This is a genomic window from Rhodococcus sp. AB351 (assembly GCF_049538275.1).
In the GTDB taxonomy this organism is placed as follows: Bacteria; Actinomycetota; Actinomycetes; order Mycobacteriales; family Mycobacteriaceae; genus Rhodococcus.
In genome coordinates this window covers 1,135,955-1,150,879 of the sequence record NZ_JBMVFW010000001.1, presented here as the reverse complement: position 1 = coordinate 1,150,879, position 14,925 = coordinate 1,135,955, and the positions used below count along the sequence as shown (strand labels likewise).

Sequence of the window (14,925 nt, the reverse complement as noted above, 5' to 3'; positions counted from 1 at the left end):
TCTCAGCCGAGGAAGACGTTCCGCCGGCGCGTGAGCAGCTTGTAGAGGGTCTGCTGGATCGTCTCGCGCACGTGGTCGGTGACCTCGAACAGGACCATCGGATCCTCCGCCGCGGCGTCGTCGTACACGTCGGTGACGATCGGTGTGCCGAACTCGATGTACCACTTCGACGGCAGCGGCACGATTCCGAGCGGGCCGAGCGCCGGGAACAGCGGGGTGATCGGGAAGTAGGGCAGGCCGAGCAGACGCGCGAGCGAGGTGAGGTCGGCGATGTTCGGGTAGATCTCCTCGGAGCCGACGATCGAGCACGGCACGATGGGCGCCTGGGTGCGCAGGGCGGCCGACACGAAACCGCCGCGGCCGAACCGTTGCAGTTTGTAGCGCTCCTTGAACGGCTTGCCGAGTCCCTTGTAGCCCTCGGGGAAGACCGCGACCACCTGGTCCTGCCGGAGGAGCCGTTCGGCGTCGGGATGGCACGCGAGGGTGTGGCCGGCCTTGCGCGTCACCGTTCCGACGACGGGCATACCGAAGGCGAGGTCGGCGGCGAGCATCCGCAGGTGACGATCCGCGTGATCGTGCACGGCGACGGAGGTCATCAGTGCGTCGACGGGGAGCGTGCCGGCGTGGTTGGCGACGACGAGTGCGCTGCCTTCGGCGGGGATGTTCTCGACGCCTCGGACCTCGACGCGGAACCACTTGTCGAACAGGGGTCGCAGGACCGGCAGGACGACGTTCTCGGTGAAGTGCGGGTCGAAGCCGAAGTCGTCGACCTCGTAGTCGCCGGTCATCCGGCGACGGACGAACTCGGCGGTGGCGGTGACCTGTTGTGCGAGGGTGCCGCGCAGGTCGTCGAGGAACCGGTCGGTGCGGCTCACCTGTTCGGGGGTGGGCGGTGGCCCCATCGACGGATGGGGTGTGCGTGTGACCCGTTCGCCGGGACGGCGGTTGCCGGCGTGCAACGGGATGACCTTCGCGACCTCCGTCATCGCGTCTCCCTCGTCTCTCCGAGCACGGAGAGCGCCATCGACTCGGCCTTGTCCACCCATTCGGTCTTCACGATGCGGGTGAGGGCGAGGCCCCGGGCGAAATCGTCGAGCGCTTCTCTCGTGGTCCAGCGTGGTTCGAATCCGAACTCGTTGCGCATGCGCGTGGTGTCGAGTCCGCATCCGAAATGGAAATAGTCGAGTTCTTCCTTGGTGAAGGAGTTCATCACGGAACCCATGAGTGCGTGCCCGGCCGTGCGGAACAGCGCGTAGGGCATCGGCACGGTGACGCCCCCGGCCCGGCGCACGGCCTGGGTCATCATGACGATGCCCTCACCGGCGATGTTGTACGTCCCGGGTGGTCCGGCGACGACCGCGTGTTCGAGCGCGCCGAGCGCGTCCTCCTCGTGCAGCAGCTGCAATCGCGCGTCGCGGCCGAGCACGTTGGGGACGAGCGGGGAGGTGAGATAGCTCGACACCGAGCCGGGCAGCCGGTTCCCGACGGTGGGTGCGAGCCGGAGGATGGTGGTCGCGATGTCACTGCGCCGGCGGGCGACGCCACGCAGGTAGCCCTCGACCTCCATCATGTCGCGGGCGAAGGCGCCCGTGGGCCGGCGGCGGGCGCTCATCTCCTCGGTGAACTTCGCGGGATCCTTGGCACTCGAGCCGTAGACGACGGACGACGAGCGCAGCACGATCCTGCGCACCGAGGGTGCCTTCTGGCACACCGCGAACAGCTGCATCGCGCCGAGGACGTTCATGTCCTTCATCGCCGTGCGGCTCCCCGACTTGGGGGCCTTCGTGACGGCGGACGCGTGGACGACGGTGTCGACGTCCATGTTGCGGATGATCTTGCCGATGAGAGGGTTGCGGATGTCGGCGAGCACGAACTCGGCCCGCCCCATGCGCCGGAGCATGTCCTTCGACGGCGACTGGGTGTCGACGCCGATCACCCGCTCGATGTCCGGATTCTGAGCGAGCCTGGTGACGAGGAAACCACCCAGGAACCGACTTGCTCCGGTGACCAGCACGACTCGTGGACGTGCCACTTCGTGCCCCTGCGAAACCACTCGTGAAACCCCCTGCTGCACCACACGCGTCATCGGTCACATTCGCCCCGACGCGGTATGCCGTCCCACAATACGGCCACTTCGCTGCCATCGCACGACTCGCGGGTGAACTTCCGGGTACCGGGATGCACAGACGAACGATGCCCGTCACCATGGAGGTGACGGGCATCGGACAGGCGCAGGGCTTACTTGCCGAGTTTACGACGCTGCACTCGGGTGCGGCGGAGCAGCTTGCGGTGCTTCTTCTTCGACATGCGCTTACGGCGCTTCTTGATCACAGATCCCATGTGGGCATCCCTCACGTTCCTTGTAGCGTTCCTGCGCACGCCGGTGACGTACGCCTGATGTATGTCGACGCTGGGCCTCGTGGCGACGAGTAACAGCGCCTCACGACACCGGCTGGCCGGTACGACGACAAGCAATCCTACCGGGGCGGCCCACCCGGCGTGAAACCGAGGTCCGCCCCGGAACGCGACTTCCCTCGCGCACCGGATCCGTTCGTCGTACCGTCGTCCCCCGACGACGCGCCGACCGTCCCTGTCCGACCTCTATCCGACGTCGAAGTACGACGTCTCGAGGTAGTCGTGGACGGCCTTCGCATGCACGCGGAACGAGCGTCCCACGCGCACTGCGGGTAGTTCGCCACTGTGCACCAGCCTGTACACGGTCATCTTCGACACCCGCATGAGAGCTGCCACCTCGGCAACCGTCAGGAACTGGGTACCGGCGAGAACCGACTGTCCGTCTTGAGGTTGACCCTTCGACGGCGTGTTTCCTGAAACCATTACACACCTCCGGCACGCCCGCGCCGCCGGCTTCCCCTCCGGCGGAACAGACACGCACGTGCTGATTCGAGCTTAGCGTGACGAATGGTTCCTGTGCGACGATGCAGCTGGGGAATTTCCGGCGGGCGGCTGTTCGTCGCCACGCTACGCCCCGCAGTGACGTCTGTCAGCGTTCCGCAGTGACGCCTGTGAGCGTTCCGCAGGGACGCCTGTGAGCGCTCCGCAGTGACGCCCTGCGAGAGCCTCGGGTGGACGCCCTGTCAGGCGGTTCCGGACAGCCCCTCCCGGGCCGCGGGCGACGGCTGGTCCGATGCCGCCCCGAGCTGCGCGGAGCGACGCTTCGCGGCGTCGAGCGCCTCGTAGAAGGCCGTACGCAGCCCTCCACGCTCGAGTTCACGGATGGCAGCCGCCGTGGTGCCACCCGGCGAGGTGACCGCGGCGCGCAGATCGGCGGCGTTGTCCCCCGAACGCGCGAGCATCGCGGCCGAGCCGGTCATCGTCTGCACCACCAGATCGGTGGCCACGGCCCGCGTCAGGCCGAGCGAGACACCGGCGTCGATCATCGCCTCCGCGACGAGAAAGAAGTAGGCGGGGCCGGATCCGGAGACCGCGGTGACCGCGTCGATCTGCGATTCCGGGACCACCGAGACCGTTCCCACGCTCGCGAGGATCTCGCGGACCGTGTCGAGATGCTGCTGCTTGACGTACCGGCCGGCGGACAGCACGCTCGCGCCCTCCCCGACGAGCATCGGGGTGTTCGGCATCACGCGCACGACGGGGAAGCCCGCCGGGAGCTTGGTCTCGTAGCGAACCGTCGGGATGCCTGCGGCCAGCGACACCAGGATCTGCTCGTCGTCGTTCCCGGCGTCGACCGCTGCGAGAGCGGTGACGACGACGTCCACGTCGTTGGGCTTGACGGCCACGACCACCACATCGGCGCCTTCCGCGGCGTCGGCGGTGCTGTCGGTGACCCGGATCGAGTAGGTCCGCGACAGTTCCTCGCGCCGTTCCTCGAACTTCTCGGCGACCACGAGGTCCTTGGTCGCGAAGCCGTTCTTCAGCAGACCCGAGACCAGCGCCTCGCCGATCCTGCCGCCACCGATCACTGCGATTCTCGTCATGGGGACAGCCTGCCACGACCGTCCGTGCGGCCTACACCACGGTCGCCGCCCGTCGGGACGGGCCGCTGTCGGGCGGATCAGCGCGGCATCATGGCCAGCTGACGCGACTGCACGACCACCTGGCCGGTCGAGTCGACGACGGTGTGGTCCTCTTCGAACCAAGTGTTGCCGAGGACGCTGCTCTCGGCGATGACGCGCAGCCATCCCGGAGCCGGCACCCGCCGCAGATATGCGGTGAGTTGCACCGTCGGCGCCCAGCCGAAACGGCCGAGGTTCATCGCGACGGGAGCCGACACGTCGCCGCACATGAGCGCGAACAGCACCGAGGTGTCGACATCGGCCTCGTCGCCCGGCGACGGCCGCGTCCACATCGACACGAGCGGTTCGCCCTGCTGCCCGTCGAGGAAACGCGCGGTGGCGGAGTCGATCCGGAGGCGGGAGGTGGCGGCGAACTTCACGATCTGCCCCATGGGGTGCTCGGGGGTGACGAGCACCGACTCGGCCGGCGGGTCGGCGGGCATGGTGGTCGCGCGGTGCGGCACGGTGTGGAAGGGCTCCTCGGAGTCCGGCGTGCCGAGGGTGACGCTCGCCCGCACCGCCACGCGTCCGGCCTGGGACAGTTCGACGTCCACGAGACCGATCTGCTTGCCCTGTTTGCGCAGCACGGTGGTGATCTCGACGTCGCCGGGATCGGGCGCGGCGACGAACGAGGTGCTGACGGCGAGGGGCTGGGTGAGCGGGTCGACGCCGGCGTCGAGCACCGACCTGCGCGCCGCGGACGCGCACACCGCGAGCATGCATCCGCCGTGCACCTTGGGTCCGATGGTCCACACCGGATCGATGTGCGCCTGCCAGGCAGAGGTGCCGTCGGGGTGGTCCCCCGGCACCCGGGTGACCGAGGTCAGGTCGAGGAAGGGCCGGTCGGTGAGGGTCACTGCTGCTCCTGGTCGTCGTTCGGGGCCTGATCGGCGCCGGTCGTGGGGAGTTCACCGGACCCGAACATGCGGGCGGCGAGATGTTGGTGGGCCAGTCGGCGCATGGCCGTGAGGACCGGTTCGTACAGGGCCGTCCCGAGCACGGCCGCTTCCACGGTGGCCTCCCGGGAGTGCGTCGGCAGCAACTCGAGATCGACTTCGGCGATGGCGCGGACGTGCCGGCCGTAGGCGTCGATCCGGCGGTCGTCCATCCGCAGGCCGGCGGCCTCGAGGGCCGCGAGCGCGTGTTCGAGTTGGGCCACGCCCGCGAACCGCGGGTCGTAGATCTGGCCGAGGTGTTCGAGCACGCGGCGGGCGCGGGGGTAGTCGGGGCCGATCGAGTCCTCGACGTAGGGCGGCAGCGCGGCGATGGCGTGGCCGAGTTCGACGAACAGGTCGTCGCGCGGGTTGTCGACGAGGTCCACGACGGTCTTGATCTTCTCGAGGGGCAGACCCTGCGCGGCGAGAGCGCGGACCAGACCCAAACGGCGGACGTGCCGGTCGTCGTAGGTCGCCGAGGTGACGCTCGTCGCCACGCCCGGCATGAGCAGCCCTTCACGCAGGTAGTACTTCACCGTCGGCAGCGGTACGCCGCAGCGCTCGGCGAGTTCCGAGATACGCACAGATCACCTCCATCCCTTGACACCGGATACTACAACTATCCAGTATTGGATAGTGAAACTATCCAGTGATGGAGTCCCGGCCGAGGAGGCCCTCATGCATCCGCTCGTGACCATCGTTCTCGGGAGCACCGTGCTCACCGTCGCAGGCATCGCCTTCGGAGGCACCTTCCTGCTGCGCGTCGCCGCGGGCGGCGTACCCACCAACGACCTGCAGAAGACGTTCTTCCGTGCCGGTCACGCCCACGCGGGAGTACTCGTCACGCTCGGGCTGCTCATCGCCGTTCTCACACACGTCGTGGGCGCATCACCCGGTTGGTCGGCGGCCGGTGCCATCGCCGTGCTCGTCGCCGCGATCCTGATCCCGGCAGGCTTCTTCCTGTCGGTGCTCGGGCCCGATCCGGCCCGGCCCGGCCCGATGTTCGCGGCGGTCCGGCTCGGCGCCGTCTCCCTCACCGCGGGCGTGCTGATCTCAGGCGTCGCCGTGCTCGCCGCCGGAATCGCGGCCCTCTGAGGCGGGGACGCGCGCAATGTTCGTGTGCCGGGGACTCTCGGGGCCGGCGGTGATCGCACGCGTCGCCGAGCGATCCAGGTGCGTGCGCGCGAAGGCCAGCGAACGTGCCAGCATCCCGGCGCGCTCGGCACGCGTCCGTGCGCTCTGGGTGCTGATCTCCAGGACCACGTGACCGCCGAAGTCGCTCGCGGCGAGCCGGCGGCACACGTCCGCACAGGGTTGCGTGCCCGTTCCCGGGACGAGATGTTCGTCGAGCGAGGAGCCCCGGCCGTCGGCGAGATGGAGGTGAGCGAGCCCCTCCCCCATCCGATCCGCGAGCGCGAGGGCGTCGGCCCCGGCGGTCGCGGTGTGCGACAGGTCGAGCGTGTAGTGCGCGAAACCGGTGTCGGTGGGGTCGAGCGACGGGCTGTAGGCCGAGACCGCGCGGCCGGGTCCGCGCCGGCGCAGACGTTCGGCGCCGCGATCACGACCGCCGAAGACGACGTCGGCCCTCATCGGGTACATGTTCTCGACCGCGACCACCACGTGGCTGTCTGCCTCGAGTGCTGCGACCTGGTCGGAGAATCCCTCCGCATAGCGACGCTGCCACCGGAAGGGCGGATGGACCACGACGGTCTCCGCACCGAGGATCTCGGCGACACGCACCGAACGGTCGAGCTTGGCGGCGGGATCGGATCCCCACACGCGCTGCGAGATCAGCAGGCACGGCACATGCACGGCGAGCACCGGCACGCCGTACTCGCGGACCAGACGCTCCACCGAGGTGGGGTCCTGGCTCACCGGTTCGGCCCACACCATCAGTTCGACCCCGTCGAAACCGAGATCGGCCGCGAAGCGGAACGCCGCTTCGGTGTTCTCCGGATAGACCGAAGCGGTGGACAGCCCTACCCGGATTCCCTGCGCGGTCGGCATCGGCTCACCCGGGCAGCAGGAACAACAGCGGCCCGAAGGCCACGAATGCTCCCACCGCGAGTGCGATGAGCTGACTCGTGATGTCGTCGGTGCGCCGCAGGACGCGCACCAGCGCGACCAGGCCCACGATCACCAGCAGCGCGAGGGCGAAGGCGACCCACGGCAGGAGATCCCACAACCGCTCGAATCCCTTGAAGAGCAATCCGCCCGCGACGATCGCGGCAACGCTCTCGCCGATCAGCAACGCCCACTGCTTGAGGCCGCTGCCCTGCTCCGCGTCGGCGGACTCGTCGTCCGCACTCTGCCGTGCCGAGCCGTCGGTGGCGCCGGCCGCTGCCTTCTTGCTCTTGCCGCGCGACTTCTGCGACCGCGACGATGCCGACCCCTCGGCGGCGTCGGACGCGGCGTCCGCGGCACCGATGGTGTCGGTCGAGTCGTCGGCGTCGGAGCCGGTGCCCTGCAGGTCGCTGGCCGGGCCGGAGAGCAGTCGCGGTTCGGCGACGTCGGCCTTGCGCACCGACACCGCCGGGGCGCCCGCCTTCTCGGACTTCGTGTCCGACTTCTTGTCGGCGACCGCTGCTCCCTCACCGGACGGCGAGCCGGTCGCGGCCGCTCCGAGATGCGCCCGCGCGCGACGGGGAAGCGCCTCGGGACGGATGACCTCGGTCGGCGACTCGATCTTGGGCGGAGCCGCCTTGGACGCCGCCTCCGTAGGTGCGGCCGCCTTGGAGACCGCATCCGTCTTCGACACCGCGTCCGTCGATGCGGGCGTCTTCGCGGCGGGCGGTGTCTTCGCGGCGGGCGGTGTCTTCGTGACGGCAGGCGTGCTCGTTCCGGTCTTCACCGGCGGCGTCTTCGTCCCGACGGCGACCCGCGGGGTCACGGTGGTCTTCTCGATGTCGGACAGCGCGAAGGTCGCCGCCTTCGGCGTCTCGAGCTTCGGTGTCTCGATGTTCGGAGTCTCGACCTTGCGCGGCGCCGGCACGACCTTCGACGGGGTCCCCGCATCGGCAGTAGCCGTCGAGGAAGCCGAATCCGTCTGCGCAGCAGCGTTTTCTGCGTCGGCAGAGGTGTGCCGCTCACCCTTGCCGTCCGCGCGGTCGTCGGCCGCGCGGGTGATCGGGATCTCGCCCGTCAGTTCGGCGACGGAGATGCCGCCGCTCGCGCCTCGTCGGCGTCGTCCCCCGGCCCGCGTTCCCACCTTCTGGCCGTTACGCGCCAACAGCTCGGCCACGGAGATCTGCCCCGTGTCGTTGCTGCGATTCTCGCTCATCCGGTTGCCACCACCAGTTCGCCACCCATATCCGTATCGAGCTTCCGAAGAATCAGGCCTTCGCGCAACGCCCACGGGCAGATCTGCAGCGTCTCCACTCCGAGGGCACGCATGCTCGCCTCCGCGACGAGGGCGCCGGCGACGAGTTGCTCGGACCGGTCCGAGCTGACGCCTTCGAGTTCTGCCCGGTCGGCCGTGGTCATCCGGGAGATGAAGGCGATGAGCTGGCGCAGTCCGCTCGCCGTCAGGGTCCGTTGTACCCGCAGGCCGGCCGAGGAGGGGGCCGCGCCGGTGAGGCGGGCCAGGGTCCGGAAGGTCTTGGAGGTACCCACACACAGGTCGGGGTCGCCCGCGTTGCGTATGACCTTCGCCGGTTCGGCGAGTTCCGCGTCGAGCCAGTCGCGCAGCGCCGAGATACGGCGCTTGCCGGGCGGGTCCTCACGGAACCAGTCGCGCGTGAGCCGTCCCGCACCGAGCTGGAGGGAGTAGGCGATCTCGGGGTCCTCGTCGCCGCCGAAGGTGAGCTCGAGCGAACCACCACCGATGTCGAGGTCGAGGATGTTCCCGGCGCTCCAGCCGTACCAGCGGCGCACGGCCAGGAAGGTCAGCCGCGCCTCGTCCTCACCGGAGAGCACGTCCAGCGACACCCCGGCCTCCCGGCGCACCCGATCGAGGACGGCCTCGGAGTTGCCGGCGTCGCGCACCGCGGAGGTCGCGAACGCCATGAGCTCGCCGCATCCCGAAGTGCGGGCGATGCTGGCGAACTCGGCGGTGGTCTCGACGAGCCGCTCGGCGCCCTTGGGGGTGATGTCGCCGTTGTCGTCCATGTTCTCGGACAGCCGCAGCGTGGCCTTCGTCGAACTCATCGGCGTGGGGTGCCCACCACGATGGGCGTCCACCACCAACAGGTGAACGGTGTTGCTTCCGACGTCGAGTACCCCTAAGCGCACATCAATACGGTACTGGGTCTACCGTCGGGACCTGTGACAGCAGGTATGTCCCATGCCCCACACAAACTCGACCCGGCCCCCGAAGTCCCTCTGGACTTTCCTCGGGAATGGGTGGAGTTCACCGACCCCGACAACGACGAACACGTCATCGCCGCAGACATGACATGGCTGCTCTCGCGGTGGACCTGCGTGTTCGGCACTCCGGCGTGCCAGGGCATCATCGCCGAGCGACCCGACGACGGGTGCTGCTCGCACGGCGCGTTCCTGTCCGACGACGACGATCGCAAGAAGCTGGCGAAGGCAGTGAAACACCTCACGCCGGCCGATTGGCAGTTCATGGACAAGGGCCTGGGCAAGAAGGGCTACCTCGAAGAGGACGAGATCGACGACGAGCCCGCCCTGCGCACCCGCCGCTACAAGGGTGCGTGCATCTTCCTCAACCGTCCCGGATTCGAGGGCGGTCAGGGCTGCGCCCTCCACACCATGGCGTTGCGACGCGGCATCGAACCGCTCGAGATGAAGCCCGACGTGTGCTGGCAGCTCCCGATCCGTCGCACCCAGGACTGGGTGGAGCGCCCCGACGGCACCGAGATCCTGCGCACGGTCATCACCGAGTACGACCGGCGCGGCTGGGGCGAGGGTGGCCACGACCTCGACTGGTACTGTTCCGGCTCCCCCGACGCGCACGTCGGCGAGCGTCCGGTCTGGCAGTCGTACGCCCCCGAACTCACCGAACTCCTCGGTGCGGCGGCCTACGACGAGCTCGCGCGCCTGTGCCGGCGACGCCAGGGACTGGGTCTGATCGCGATCCATCCCGCGACGTCGGCAGCACAGGCGGGCTCGCCTGCCGGTTCCGGTCAGGCTTCGAGCTTGTAACCCAGGCCGCGCACCGTCACGAGGTGGCGCGGCTTGGCCGGGTCCTCCTCGATCTTCGAGCGCAGTCGCTTGACGTGGACGTCGAGGGTCTTGGTGTCGCCGACGTAGTCGGCGCCCCACACCCGGTCGATGAGCTGTCCGCGGGTGAGCACCCGCCCGGAGTTCCGCAGGAGATATTCGAGCAGGTCGAATTCCTTGAGCGGCATGGCAACCGGCTCGCCGTTGACGTGCACGACGTGACGGTCGACGTCCATCCGCACGGGCCCGGCCTCGAGCAGGCCGTCGTCCGCCGCCGTCTCGCTCTCGGTGTCGGCGCCGCGTCGCAGGACCGCCCGGATGCGGGCGATGAGTTCGCGCGCCGAGTACGGCTTGGTGACGTAGTCGTCGGCGCCGAGTTCGAGTCCGACGACCTTGTCGATCTCGCTGTCGCGGGCGGTGACCATGATGACCGGGACACCCGAACGGGTCCGCAACTGCTTGCACACGTCGGTGCCGCTCATTCCGGGGAGCATCAGATCGAGCAGGACGATATCGGCGCCCTCCCGGTCGAACTCGGCGAGGGCCGACGGGCCGTCGCCGGCGATCGTCGTCTCGAACCCCTCCTTGCGCAGCAGGAAGGCGAGCGGATCCGCCAACGATTCCTCGTCCTCGACGATCAGCACACGCGTCACGAGCTGGTCCTCCGTCTGTTTCTCGGTGTCCGTCCGCCCGGGAACCCGGGTGGGGTCTGCGTCACGATCCGACCGCCTTCTCGGTGCGGTCGACGGTGTCGTCCTCGTCGTCGGCGTCCTCGACGTAGGCCGGGACGAGAAGGGTGAAGGTGGAGCCGGTACCGGGCTTGCTCCACAGGGTGATCTCGCCGTGATGGTTCGCGGCGACGTGCTTGACGATGGCCAGGCCGAGGCCGGTGCCTCCGGTGGCCCGCGACCGGGCCTTGTCGACGCGGAAGAAACGCTCGAAGACCCGTTCCTGGTCCTCCTTCGCGATACCGATCCCCCGGTCGGTGACGGCCATCGCGACCTTGCCCTCGCGCAGCGACCTGCTGATCGTCACCGGTGAGCCGGCCGGCGAGTAGGCGATCGCGTTCTCGATGAGGTTGGTGAGGGCGCTGACGAGCAGCGTTCGGTCGCCGAGGATCTCGAGACCGCTCGGCCGGTCGGTGCTGATGGTGATCGAGGCGTTCTCGGCGGTCAGGCGCGTGCGGTCGAGGGCCTCCTCGACGACGGCGTCGACGTCCACGACCTCGAGATCGGGCAGTTTCTCGGCGCCCTGGAGCTTCGAGAGCGCGATCAGCTCGGTCACCATGTTGCCTAGGCGCGTCGCCTCGCGCTGGACCCGTTCGCCGAAGTGGCGGACGGTGTCGGGATCGTCGACGGATTCGAGCAGCGCCTCCGCGAGCAACGCCATCGCGCCGACGGGCGTCTTGAGTTCGTGGCTGATGTTGGCCACGAAGTCGCGCCGGGTGGCCTCCATGCGGACGTGCTCGGAGTCGTCGAAGGCGTAGAGCACGACGAAGCGCGGGTCCTGGTCGAGCAGCGGCCGGACGGTACAGCGCACCGCCACGGGCTCGCGGCCGAGCAATGCCTTCGCGCCCAGGTCGAGTTCGATCGGCTTCCTCGTCTCGAGCACCCGGCAGGCGGCCACCCAGGCCCGGTCGTCGATCTGCCGGTTGCGGACGAGACCGAGTTCCTCGGCGCGCGGGTTCGACAGGACGACGTCGTGGAACTTGTCGACCACCGCGATCCCGGTCGACGCCCCGTGGACGACCCGGTCGAGCACGTCGAACATCGTGAGGTCGGCTTCGTCGCTACCGTGGGCCCGGCGCTGCACCAGCCTCCCGACGGCGACGGTGACGATCCCGCCGAGGACCGCTGCGACCACGGCCAGCAACACGGCCTGCGTAACACTCACACTTCGAATCGTAATGACACCGGTACCCCACCGGACACCGGGTCGACGGCATTTCCCGCACGTCACACCGCATTTTTCGGTTGTTGGAGTGTTGTTCACCCTTTGTTCGCCCGGAACGGACGACTCCGCGACGGACCTGCACGAACGAACCGACCCCGTCACCGATCGGCGACGGGGTCGGTTCGGTTCCGAGGAACTGTTACTTGGCGCCCTGGTTGGCGACCGCTGCCGCACCGGCGGCCGCGGCCTCGGGGTCGAGATAGGTGCCGCCCGGATTCAGCGGGCGTAGGTTCTCGTCGAGGTCGTAACGAAGCGGGATGCCCGTCGGGATGTTGAGACCGGCGATGTCGTCGTCGGAGATCCCGTCGAGGTGCTTGACGAGCGCACGCAGCGAGTTGCCGTGCGCGGTGACCAGCACGGTCCTGCCCGCGAGCAGATCCTTGGAGATCGTCGACTCCCAGTACGGGATGAGGCGGGCGACGACGTCCTTCAGGCACTCGGTGAGGGGGACCTCGTCGACGTCGGCGTAGCGCGGATCGGCGTCCTGGCTGTACTTCGAACCCGGCTCGATCGGCGGCGGCGGGGTGTCGTAGCTACGACGCCACAGCATGAACTGCTCCTCGCCGAACTCGTCCTTGACCTCGGACTTGTTCTTGCCCTGGAGCGCACCGTAGTGGCGCTCGTTGAGACGCCAGTCGCGGATGACGGGGATCCAGTGCCGGTCGGCGGCGTCGAGCGCGAAGTTGGCGGTGCTGATCGCGCGGCGCAGCAGGGAGGTGTAGGAGACGTCGGGAAGCACGTTGTGCTCGACGAGGAGGGCACCGGCCCGCTTGCCCTCGGCGATCCCCTTGTCCGTCAGATGCACGTCCACCCAGCCGGTGAACAGGTTCATCGCATTCCATTCGCTCTCGCCGTGGCGGAGCAGAACAAGTGTTCCGATAGTCATGACCCAATCCTGACATGCACGGATGGCGATTTCGCCACGGGCGCCCCCGATCGTGGGCTATATCTGACAACGCGCGTTGCCAGGAACGCGGGAGTCGGCGCCGCGCACCACAGTTCGTCATCACCGAAACACACGGGGGGTTCGATGTCACACGGGGGTCCGAAGTCACACGGGGGTCCGCAGCCCGACACACGCATGTCCCGCCGCACCGTCCTCACCGCCCTCGGGGCGCTCGGTGCCGCCGCAGCCCTTCCACCCACGGCAGCCGCCCTACCACCCACAGCGGCACAGCCGGGCCGCCGCGCGCCGGCGGTGCACTCCGGCGGACGCCGGGTCGCGATCCTCGGTGGCGGGATGGCCGGACTGGCCGCCGCGCACGAACTGATCGAGCGCGGCTTCGAGGTCACCGTCTTCGAGCCGACCGCGCTCGGCGGCAAGGCGCGCAGCATCCCCTCCCCCGGCACCGCGGCAGGCGGCCGCCTCGATCTGCCCGGCGAACACGGTTTCCGCTTCTTCCCCGGCTTCTACCAGCACATCCCCGACACGATGCGGCGGATCCCGTTCCCCGGCAACCCGAACGGCGTGTTCGACAATCTCGTTGCGGGACACGGATTCCGGATGGCGATCCCCGGGGCGCCCGACCTCACCGCCCCGGCCTCCATCGCACCGCTGCGCTTCGACGTCTACGACCCGCTGAGCCTGCAGGAGAGCCTGACGGCAGCCTTCTCCCTCGGCGGCTCGATCCCCCCGCACGAGCTCGCGGTCTTCATGCGCAAACTCGTCATGTTCCTCACCAGCAGCCTCGAACGTCGCAACGACCAATGGGAACACGAGACGTGGGCGCAGACCCTCGAAGCCGACGGCAAGTCGAAGGGCTACCGCGAGATCCTCGTCTCCGCACTGACCCGTCAGCTCGTCGCGGCACGGCCGCAGACCGTCTCGACCCGCACCATCGGCATCATGGGCCAGGCCTTCGTGTGGAACGCGATGGGCACCGTGCCCCAGTACGGACATCTCGACCGCCTGCTGTCGGCACCGACGAACGAGGCGTGGATCGACCCGTGGGCGCAACTCCTGCACGATCTCGGCGTGAAGTTCGAGATGGGTTGGGCGGCCGAGGCTCTGGAGATCTCCGGCGGACGGATCACCGGTGCACGGGTCGTCGACGGGTCGGGCAACCGTGCCCGCGCCGAGGCCGACTGGTTCGTCGCGGCGATGCCGGCCGAACGCGCGGTCTCGCTGTGGTCACCCGAGATCCTCGCGGCCGATCCCGGCCTCGAACGGATGAACGCTCTGGTCACCGACTGGATGGTCGGCATCCAGTACTTCCTTCGGCGGCCCACCCCCATCACGCCGGGTCACGTCGCCTATCTCGGTTCGCCGTGGGCGCTCACATCGATCAGCCAGGCCCAGTTCTGGCGCGGCGACTTCGCGCAACGGTACGGCGACGGTTCGGCACACGACTGCCTGTCGGTGGACATCTCCGACTGGGACACCCCCGGCATCCTCTACGGCAGAACCGCCAAGCAGTGCACGCCGGAAGAGATCGCCCGCGAGGTATGGGCGCAGATGTCGGCCTGCCTCGAGGACGGGACGGGCGCGATCGACGAGAACGACATCGTCTCGTGGTTCCTCGATCCCGGCGTGAAGTGGGGAGCCGGCGGCGTCACCAACGACACCCCGCTGCTCATCAACACCGCCGGGTCGCTCGCGAACCGGCCCGAGGCGCACACCGCGATCCCGAACCTGTTCCTCGCGGGCGACTACGTCCGCAACGACATCGACCTCGCGACGATGGAGGGCGCGAACGAATCGGCGCGGGCGGCAGTGGGTGCACTGCTGCAGACGGCGGGCTCCCCCGCCGCACCACCCGCACTGTACAAGTTGCACGAACCGCCCGAACTGGAACCGTTGCGGCGCATCGACTCCGACCGGTACCGGGCGGGACAACCGCACATGCTGGCCTGATCGGACAGGCCCGGACAGCGGA

General features: G+C 68.9%; 16 protein-coding genes. 3 read left to right on the top strand and 13 right to left on the bottom strand.

Annotated features, from left to right (window positions below):
* Positions 1–2: 2 nt before the first annotated feature.
* The 7 genes from ACPCXD_RS05310 to ACPCXD_RS05280 all read right to left on the bottom strand — a co-directional run bounded on the left by ACPCXD_RS05310 (position 3) and on the right by ACPCXD_RS05280 (position 5,556).
* Positions 3–986 (bottom strand): lysophospholipid acyltransferase family protein, encoded by a 984-nt coding sequence (locus ACPCXD_RS05310; RefSeq protein ID WP_016693736.1) that lies wholly within the window; start codon positions 984–986, stop codon positions 3–5.
* Positions 983–2,014, bottom strand: a complete 1,032-nt coding sequence (locus ACPCXD_RS05305; protein WP_088897069.1) for an NAD-dependent epimerase/dehydratase family protein — start codon at positions 2,012–2,014, stop codon at positions 983–985. The genes ACPCXD_RS05310 and ACPCXD_RS05305 overlap by 4 nt, the downstream gene beginning before the upstream one ends.
* 224 nt (positions 2,015–2,238) lie before the next feature.
* On the bottom strand, positions 2,239–2,340 hold the full coding sequence (locus tag ACPCXD_RS05300; RefSeq protein ID WP_003402602.1) for a 30S ribosomal protein bS22: 102 nt from the start codon (positions 2,338–2,340) through the stop codon (positions 2,239–2,241).
* 261 nt (positions 2,341–2,601) lie between these two features.
* On the bottom strand, positions 2,602–2,838 hold the full coding sequence (locus ACPCXD_RS05295; RefSeq protein WP_006552345.1) for a helix-turn-helix domain-containing protein: 237 nt from the start codon (positions 2,836–2,838) through the stop codon (positions 2,602–2,604).
* 260 nt (positions 2,839–3,098) lie between these two features.
* Entirely contained in the window at positions 3,099–3,959 is an 861-nt protein-coding gene (gene proC / locus ACPCXD_RS05290; protein WP_026061476.1) for a pyrroline-5-carboxylate reductase, read from the bottom strand.
* Between the two features lie 77 nt (positions 3,960–4,036).
* The gene (locus ACPCXD_RS05285) at positions 4,037–4,894 is read right to left on the bottom strand and encodes a thioesterase family protein (RefSeq protein WP_229565353.1); all 858 of its coding nucleotides are present in this window, start codon (positions 4,892–4,894) and stop codon (positions 4,037–4,039) included.
* Positions 4,891–5,556 carry a MerR family transcriptional regulator gene (locus ACPCXD_RS05280; RefSeq protein ID WP_145693269.1) on the bottom strand — a complete coding sequence of 222 codons (666 nt, stop codon included), beginning with the start codon at positions 5,554–5,556 and terminating at the stop codon, positions 4,891–4,893. The genes ACPCXD_RS05285 and ACPCXD_RS05280 overlap by 4 nt, the downstream gene beginning before the upstream one ends.
* A 94-nt stretch (positions 5,557–5,650) precedes the next feature.
* On the opposite strand from ACPCXD_RS05280, the gene ACPCXD_RS05275 reads away from it, so the two are divergent.
* Complete coding sequence (locus ACPCXD_RS05275; RefSeq protein WP_145693291.1) at positions 5,651–6,067, top strand: hypothetical protein; 417 nt, start codon at positions 5,651–5,653, stop codon at positions 6,065–6,067.
* Here the strand turns inward: ACPCXD_RS05275 and ACPCXD_RS05270 are convergent.
* The 3 genes from ACPCXD_RS05270 to ACPCXD_RS05260 are packed head-to-tail and all read right to left on the bottom strand — an operon-like array spanning position 6,026 to position 9,202.
* Entirely contained in the window at positions 6,026–6,979 is a 954-nt protein-coding gene (locus ACPCXD_RS05270; protein ID WP_423658705.1) for a sugar phosphate isomerase/epimerase family protein, read from the bottom strand. The genes ACPCXD_RS05275 and ACPCXD_RS05270 overlap by 42 nt on opposite strands.
* Positions 6,980–6,983: 4 nt before the next feature.
* A complete protein-coding gene (locus tag ACPCXD_RS05265; RefSeq protein WP_145693268.1) occupies positions 6,984–8,252 on the bottom strand; it encodes an Rv0497 family membrane protein in 1,269 nt (422 codons plus the stop codon).
* Complete coding sequence (locus ACPCXD_RS05260) at positions 8,249–9,202, bottom strand: Ppx/GppA family phosphatase (protein ID WP_145693267.1); 954 nt, start codon at positions 9,200–9,202, stop codon at positions 8,249–8,251. The genes ACPCXD_RS05265 and ACPCXD_RS05260 overlap by 4 nt, the downstream gene beginning before the upstream one ends.
* 45 nt (positions 9,203–9,247) lie before the next feature.
* On the opposite strand from ACPCXD_RS05260, the gene ACPCXD_RS05255 reads away from it, so the two are divergent.
* Positions 9,248–10,078, top strand: a complete 831-nt coding sequence (locus ACPCXD_RS05255; RefSeq protein WP_202399780.1) for a DUF3109 family protein — start codon at positions 9,248–9,250, stop codon at positions 10,076–10,078.
* On the opposite strand, the gene ACPCXD_RS05250 is transcribed toward ACPCXD_RS05255, so the two are convergent.
* From ACPCXD_RS05250 to ACPCXD_RS05240, 3 genes are all read right to left on the bottom strand, one after another.
* The gene (locus ACPCXD_RS05250; protein ID WP_016693724.1) at positions 10,060–10,749 is read right to left on the bottom strand and encodes a winged helix-turn-helix domain-containing protein; all 690 of its coding nucleotides are present in this window, start codon (positions 10,747–10,749) and stop codon (positions 10,060–10,062) included. The genes ACPCXD_RS05255 and ACPCXD_RS05250 overlap by 19 nt on opposite strands.
* A gap of 61 nt (positions 10,750–10,810) precedes the next feature.
* The gene (locus ACPCXD_RS05245) at positions 10,811–11,989 is read right to left on the bottom strand and encodes a sensor histidine kinase (RefSeq protein WP_423658702.1); all 1,179 of its coding nucleotides are present in this window, start codon (positions 11,987–11,989) and stop codon (positions 10,811–10,813) included.
* A gap of 199 nt (positions 11,990–12,188) precedes the next feature.
* The gene (locus ACPCXD_RS05240) at positions 12,189–12,935 is read right to left on the bottom strand and encodes a phosphoglyceromutase (protein WP_423658700.1); all 747 of its coding nucleotides are present in this window, start codon (positions 12,933–12,935) and stop codon (positions 12,189–12,191) included.
* Between the two features lie 195 nt (positions 12,936–13,130).
* Here ACPCXD_RS05240 and ACPCXD_RS05235 point away from each other — a divergent pair, with 195 nt between their 5' ends.
* The gene (locus tag ACPCXD_RS05235) at positions 13,131–14,903 is read left to right on the top strand and encodes a hydroxysqualene dehydroxylase (RefSeq protein ID WP_088897060.1); all 1,773 of its coding nucleotides are present in this window, start codon (positions 13,131–13,133) and stop codon (positions 14,901–14,903) included.
* Positions 14,904–14,925 lie beyond the last annotated feature (22 nt).